Below are 2,832 nucleotides of genomic sequence, written 5' to 3' on the forward strand. Positions count from 1 at the left end.
AGAACCGTCAGCAACCACAGCGCCGTTCCCAGCAGCGCGAGCCCGAAGCCGCGCTTCACCCAGGCCATCCAAGCCCCAGGCGCGGCAGATGCGCGGCCCACCCCGGAAAAAAGCGCCAGCAGCAGAAACGGCGCGGCGAACCCCAGGGCCAGCGCGAGGAAAATCGCCAAAATCTCGACCGGCCCCTGCCCGAGCGCAAACCCCACCGCCGTGCCGACGAAGGGCGCGGAACAAGGCGTCGCCAATAAGGTCGCCACCACGCCCGAGAAGAAGGATTCACCCCGCTGCCCTGGCCGAGAGCACCCGCCCAGGAACTCACCGCCACCGGCAAGCCAATCTCCCGCCCGCCGAGCAGCGAGCCCGCGAACAGCGCCAGCACGCCGACCATGCCGGCCAAGAACCAAGGCTGCTGAAACTGAATCCCCCAGCCGACCGCGCCGCCCGCCAGCTTTACGGCAATCGCGGCCCCCGCAAGCAACAGGAAGCTGACGAATATCCCAGCCGCCATCGCCAGCAAATCGCCGCGCACCTGCCCCCGGCTGCGCCTGCCACTACCAACCAGCCCGAGGATTTTCAGCGACAGCACCGGCAGCACGCAGGGCATAAGATTGAGGATCAACCCGCCGAGCAGCGCCGCGCCCAGCATCAGCGCCCAGGTGGACCCAACCGCAGGGCCGATAACGGGCTTCACTGGAAACTCAATGCGCCGCTCGCCCGCCACCAGCGTCGCCGTGAGCCCGTCCTTTAGTACGGCATCGGCCGAAACGCCGCGCAACGGGGTTTCGAGGACGAGACGTTCCCCCGATCCGCTGATCTGCGGGCGCGGCGCGGTGAGGCTGCCGGGGCCTTCTAAGAAAAGATCGAGCCCCGCCTGTTCCGCCGCCGACAGGGGGTCGGTGAAAGCGAGGGTGAGGCGCAGCGCGTCCCTGTGCAAAACCGCCGCCGTCACCGTCAGCCCCGCCGCTGCGGGCGTGAGGGGAAGCTGGGCGAGCGCCGCCGCAATCAAAGTGGCTTCTGGCGCGGGGCTGGCCGCGCCCGGCGGCAGGGTGAGCGCCAAATCGGCCCGGTAGGGCACGCAGATTTCGGCGCAGGCGAGGTAATCGACCCCCAGTTTCAGCGGCAGCGACTGGCTTCCGTCGAGCAGCTTAGCCTCAATCGGCAGCACCAGCCCGCCTTTATAGGCGAAAGTTTCGATGCCCAGCAGCGTGGTTCGGATTGGCGGGGGAAAGCGCGGATCGGCGGAAATCAGGTTTTGCGTACCGTTCCAATCGAGCGTCGGCGGCAGGCCCGCCTCGCCCGGCGTGCGCCAATAGCCGTGCCAGCCGGGGGCGAAGCGAAATTCCAGCGCCAGCGTGACCCGGTCCACGCCGCCCACGGCCTCGGTCGCCGTCAGCAGCCGAACGGCGGCATTCCCGTCGCCCTGCCAGTCGGTTGCCGCCGCGCGCGCGCCGCCTGCGACAAGGATGCACAGCAGCACTGCCCAACAAAAGCGCTTCACAAAGGCCAGAGGGTATCCCATCTTTCCGACTATCACCGCAGATCACTTCCTGGATGATGTAAGCCCACCGTGAGCAATACCCAATACCTAACTGGTCAATTCCTCATCGCCATGCCGCAGATGACCGAAAAACCCTTCGCCCGGTCGCTGATCTTCCTCTGCGCGCATACCGCCGAAGGGGCGATGGGCCTCATCATCAACCAGCGCGCCGGAACGATGACGTTCAAAGACGTATTCGGCCAGCTCGAAATGGAAGCGACCGCCGACGAAGCGGGCACCGCGCGCGTGAACTTCGGTGGCCCGGTGGAGCCGCGCCGGGGCTTCGTGCTGCACTCCACCGACCGGCTGGAGGAAAGCTCGCTGGTCGTCTCGGAAGAGGTCGCCCTCACCTCCACCGTCGATATGCTGCGCGCCATCGCCCAAGGCACCGGGCCCCCGCCGCGCCCTGCTGGCCTTAGGCTATGCCGGGTGGAGCGCGGGCCAGCTCGATCAAGAAATCCAAAGCAATTCCTGCTCTCGGTGGACCCCGACGACGCCCTGCTGTTCGACGCCGACCTCGACACCAAATGGCACCGCGCGATTGCGAAGCTGGGGGTGGATATCACGATGTTGTCGAGTGAGGCGGGGCATGCGTGAGGGGGGAATTTCTTCATTTCGGCTTTGACCTGACAGTCTTTCCATGCATTTTGTGGATATTTTATTTATCGCCAAACCAAGGATTGTAACGAAAATACTTTCCTGAATTGGGATTTATTAAGCATTTTTCTATCGAGAAGTCTGCATTTAACTCCATATGCAAATTTCTTACCGCGTGAGAAATATAAAACTCTCTCTGATTATTTTTTTTGGACTGATATATTATTGCATATGGATATTCACCGATTTTAATAAAATTCTTAGCGATTTCGGAAAGACACAGAGTAAATTTTTTGACAATCTTCCTTTTTGTTTGGAGATTTATTCAAAAACTCAATATTGTATTTATAAAATAAGTCAAATTCTCTTTTCTGCTCTACAATTTCACGCAAGGCCATATCTCTAATGTTTACTGCTGCATAAACAGGCATTCCATCAACAAAAACCCGCGGTTGGCAAACGCCGTCGAACTCCGACATCAAAATCACGGTGTCGATCTCCGCTTCCGGGACCGGATCGATATTCCGTCCACCCCAATAGCTTTGATAAGCTTCTCTCGGATTGAGTTCAGCCCATAGAAAATAGAGAGGCATACACCCCGATAGTAGAGCGGGCGCAAGAACGGCTAGAATATAAATTTTCATGCTAGATCTCTGATATATTTATGAACATTAGTAAGCATCTTCTGCACAAGCTCA

3 protein-coding genes and 1 pseudogene are annotated in these 2,832 nt (G+C 59.7%); 1 reads left to right on the top strand and 3 read right to left on the bottom strand.

What is annotated here, in order from left to right; translation table 11 throughout:
• Both VZ95_RS29475 and VZ95_RS29480 read right to left on the bottom strand, forming a co-directional pair.
• Nucleotides 1–260: cytochrome c biogenesis protein CcdA (locus tag VZ95_RS29475; RefSeq protein WP_456297710.1), on the bottom strand; the 260-nt coding region annotated here is incomplete at its 3' end.
• A 797-nt stretch (nucleotides 261–1,057) separates the two neighbouring features.
• Nucleotides 1,058–1,519: pseudogene (locus tag VZ95_RS29480) on the bottom strand (protein-disulfide reductase DsbD domain-containing protein); the annotation flags it as partial.
• A 48-nt stretch (nucleotides 1,520–1,567) separates the two neighbouring features.
• Here VZ95_RS29480 and VZ95_RS18560 point away from each other — a divergent pair.
• Complete coding sequence (locus VZ95_RS18560) at nucleotides 1,568–2,134, top strand: YqgE/AlgH family protein (protein WP_332308136.1); 567 nt, start codon at nucleotides 1,568–1,570, stop codon at nucleotides 2,132–2,134.
• A gap of 260 nt (nucleotides 2,135–2,394) precedes the next feature.
• On the opposite strand, the gene VZ95_RS24465 is transcribed toward VZ95_RS18560, so the two are convergent.
• The gene (locus tag VZ95_RS24465; protein ID WP_156995407.1) at nucleotides 2,395–2,778 is read right to left on the bottom strand and encodes a hypothetical protein; all 384 of its coding nucleotides are present in this window, start codon (nucleotides 2,776–2,778) and stop codon (nucleotides 2,395–2,397) included.
• Between the last annotated feature and the right edge of the window lie 54 nt (nucleotides 2,779–2,832).

This window comes from Elstera litoralis, assembly GCF_000963705.1.
Lineage (GTDB): Bacteria > Pseudomonadota > Alphaproteobacteria > Elsterales > Elsteraceae > Elstera > Elstera litoralis.